General features: G+C 59.7%; 4 protein-coding genes. 3 read left to right on the top strand and 1 reads right to left on the bottom strand.

The window, feature by feature from the left end; translation table 11 throughout:
- The coding region (locus AC0AP0_RS10360) for a dicarboxylate/amino acid:cation symporter (RefSeq protein WP_490430400.1) at positions 1-552 on the top strand (552 nt) is incomplete at its 5' end.
- On the opposite strand, the gene AC0AP0_RS10365 is transcribed toward AC0AP0_RS10360, so the two are convergent.
- Positions 549-1,640: a glycoside hydrolase family 88/105 protein gene (locus AC0AP0_RS10365; protein WP_490430401.1), complete on the bottom strand. Its 1,092-nt coding sequence runs from the start codon at positions 1,638-1,640 to the stop codon at positions 549-551. The two genes, AC0AP0_RS10360 and AC0AP0_RS10365, sit on opposite strands and share 4 nt — an antisense overlap.
- Positions 1,641-1,893: 253 nt before the next feature.
- Between AC0AP0_RS10365 and AC0AP0_RS10370 the strand changes: the two genes are divergently transcribed.
- Positions 1,894-2,703 (top strand): gluconate 5-dehydrogenase, encoded by an 810-nt coding sequence (locus tag AC0AP0_RS10370; RefSeq protein WP_490430402.1) that lies wholly within the window; start codon positions 1,894-1,896, stop codon positions 2,701-2,703.
- Positions 2,704-2,800: 97 nt separating this feature from the next.
- The gene (locus AC0AP0_RS10375) at positions 2,801-3,436 is read left to right on the top strand and encodes an RpiB/LacA/LacB family sugar-phosphate isomerase (protein WP_490430403.1); all 636 of its coding nucleotides are present in this window, start codon (positions 2,801-2,803) and stop codon (positions 3,434-3,436) included.
- Positions 3,437-3,586: the final 150 nt, after the last annotated feature.

A 3,586-nucleotide genomic window follows, 5' to 3' on the forward strand; every position in this document is an offset into this window, starting at 1 on the left:
CTGCCCTTCTTCCGCTCCCTTTGGCCGGCGGGCGTGGTGGCCTTCACCTCCGAGAGCAGCATCGGCACCATTCCTGTCACGGTCCGTCAGCTGCGCTCTGCCGGTGTTCCCGAAGAGACGGCTTCCTTCGTGGCCAGTCTGGGAGCCAATCTGGGCATGCCCGGATGCGCCGGGCTCTGGCCAGTTCTCCTGGCGGTCTTCGCTATCAATGCTCAGGGGATTCCTTACTCCCCCCTGCGTTTCGCCCTCCTGATCGTCTTTGCCCTGGTGGTTTCCGTGGGGACGGTAGGCGTGCCCGGCACAGCCACGATCACCGCCACCTCCCTATTCACGGCGGCTGGCCTGCCCGTACCATTCATCGCTATCATGCAGCCTATTTCCCAGATTGTGGATATGGGCCGCACGCTGGTGAACGTGGCTGGTGCCGCCAACACGGCAGTCATTGTGGCCAGGACCGAGAAGGAGCTGGACCTCGATCTTTACCAGGGTCGCAAGGTCTTCGACGACCAGGACATCGAAGAGGGCGGGGAGAAACAACAGTCAGCAGACTAGACCCGGATGCGTTCCATTCCTGCGCACATGAGCAGGAAGGCGCCCACCCCGTGCATGTCGTTGATGCTGGTGGGTCGCTGGCAGTATTCCTCATAGCTGCCGGGGCCGGTTCCTACGCAGATGTCGCCGATGAGGAGGTCATCTCCCTGCCACTCGAGGCTCGTTATGACCCCCTCATATCCTTTGTTGGCTACTTCCAGATAGGTCTTGTCCAGAATGCCTTGGTCTACGGCCTTGCAGATGGCGGCTACGAAGAGACAGGTGCAAGAGTTCTCGGGCCAGTTGCCCGCCTGGCCGACCTTGTCGAGAACCTGCCACCAACGGCCGTCGGGGCCCTGATAGCGGCAGACTGCGGTCAGCAGGTCGCGGACCAGGTTTCGCAGATCCTCGCGCCCCGGGTGGCTCTGCGGCAGCAGTTCCAGTTCATTGACTACTGCCATGGGCACCCAGCCGATGGACCGCCCCCAATATTCGGGCGAAAGGCCTGTTACAGGGTCGGCCCAGGGTTCCTTACGATCGGGATCATAGGCGTGCCGCCAGAGCCCGGTTTCAGGTACGCGGGTTTTCCTCTGCATCAGGAGGGCCTGTCTGACGGCCTCGTCCGCCAGATTCCTGCGTCCGAAGCGGGTACCGTATTCCACCATCATGGGGCCGCCCATATAGAGCCCATCCAGCCACATCTGCCGCGGTACTCCGTCGTTGTGCCAGAATCCGCCCTCGTCGTTCTTTGGATAGGCTTCAAGGTCGTCGGCCAACTGGTCCAGGCCGGTCTTGTACCGGGAGGATCCGAAATGATCATAAAGGGGGAAGAGGAGGATGCCTGGCTGGATGTCGTCCAAGCATACGGGATCGTGGTTGAGCACGTGGCCCTGGTCATCCAGGTTGGATTCGATCCAACCCCTTATGTACTCCAGATAGGATTCGTCATTGTTGATCAGATAGGTTTGGTGCACTCCAGACAGAAGGACGCCCTGATGGTAGTGGAAGTGTTGGGTCGGCGGAAGGTCGGCCGGGTTCGGATACGTGCGGCGGAGTGTGTCGACCGCTGCCTGGGCATACTCCAGTGGTGTTGACGGGGTCTGAACCATGGTGCCTTCCTCGTTGATGGGCTGGTTTCATCGAACATCCTACTGTTTTGCAGCCCGGCCGTCTCCCCTGGAATATCGGTCCGGAGTGTTGCACATACGAGGTTGAAAGCGCCTGCAACTTTCTTGTCGCAGAAGTCGTTGCCTGATAGTTTGAGGCCAATCCAGCGGTGGTGCTGTTCGGCCGTACATCTGCAGATGCGGCATGCCCTACATAGTTTCCGTGAGCGCAACAGTCGGTGATGAGGAGGTCATCATGGCAGAGTTTTCCATGTCGAGGTTCTCTCTGAAGGGGAAGGTGGCCTTGGTGACCGGCGCTGTATACGGGATCGGGTTTGCAATAGCCTCCGCCCTGCATGAGGCGGGCGCGACCATCGTTTTCAATGCTTCAAGGCGCTCATCGGTGGACAAGGGGACCCAGGCCTACAGGCAGGCAGGTATTCCGGCCCGGGGCTATGTCTGCGACGTGACCGATGAGGGTGCCGTGGCCGACATGGTCGACCGGATTGACAGGGAGGTCGGCACCATCGACATTCTGGTCAACAATGCCGGCATCATCAAGCGGATCCCCATGCTGAACATGACTGTCGAGGACTTCCGCAAGGTGGTGGATGTGGACCTCATTGGGCCTTTCATAGTTTCCAAAGCCGTCCTGCCGGGGATGATCCGGCAGGGACACGGGAAGATCATCAACATCTGCTCGATGATGAGCGAGCTGGGGCGTGAGACCGTCTCGGCCTATGCGGCTGCCAAGGGCGGATTGAAGATGCTGACCCGCAACATCTGTGCGGAATACGGCGGTGCCAACATTCAGTGCAATGCCATCGGACCTGGCTACATCGCCACCCCGCAGACCGCGCCTCTGCGTAAGCGTCAGCCAGATGGGTCCAGGCATCCCTTCGATCAGTTCATCGTTTCGAAGACGCCCGCAGCCCGATGGGGCAATCCCTCGGACCTCCAGGGTCCTGCGGTCTTTCTGGCCTCGTCGGCCTCGGACTTCGTCAACGGGCAGGTGCTGTATGTCGATGGCGGCATTCTGGCCTATATCGGCAAGCAGCCTCAGTAAGGCCGCGGTAAGAAGCTTTCGGGCTGCCTGCCCGAGGGGGTGCAGGGGTTCAGACGGGTAGTGAAATCAATCAGTGCTGAGGGAGAGTAGGCAGAGCATGAAAGTAGCGTTGATCAACGAGAACTCGCAGGCCTCGAAGAACGCCCTGATTTTCGCGACCTTGAAGGAGGTCTGCGATCAGAAAGGGCTTCAGGCCTTCAACTATGGCATGTACGGCAAGGATGGTGAGAGCCAGCTGACCTACGTGCAGAATGGCCTGCTGGCTTCGATCCTGCTCAATAGCAAGGCGGCCGATTTCGTCGTCAGTGGGTGCGGAACTGGTCAGGGGGCCATGACGGCCCTGAACAGTTTCCCTGGCGTGGTCTGCGGGTTGGCCGTGGATCCGACTGACGCCTACTTGTTCAGCCAGATCAACGGGGGCAATGCCCTCTCGATCCCCTTCGCCAAAGGGTTTGGGTGGGGAGCCGAGCTGAACCTGAAGCTGATTTTCGAGCGTCTCTTTGCCGAGCCAGCCGGTGGCGGCTATCCCAAGGAGCGGGCGGTGCCGGAGCGTCGCAATGCCGGCATCCTGCGTGATGTAAAGAATCAGGTCTATCGTCCGTTGCCGGAGGTGCTGGAGCGGATTGACCAGGGCTTCCTTAAAGAGACCATTTCCGGCGAGCATTTTGCAGAGTACTTCATGGCCAATGCGGAGGATGGGAAGATCAAGGAGATGATTGCCGCTCGCCTGTAAAAGCCGCTTGGCAGGCGAGATATAAAAAGACGCCGTCGACAGGGAGGATTCCTTGCCAACGGCGTTTTGTTTGGTGCGAACGGAGGGAGTTGAACCCTCACGAGCATCAGCTCACTGCCACCTGAAGACAGCGCGTCTACCATTCCGCCA

It is taken from the genome of Bifidobacterium sp. POST2/T3 (B1) (assembly GCF_058197115.1).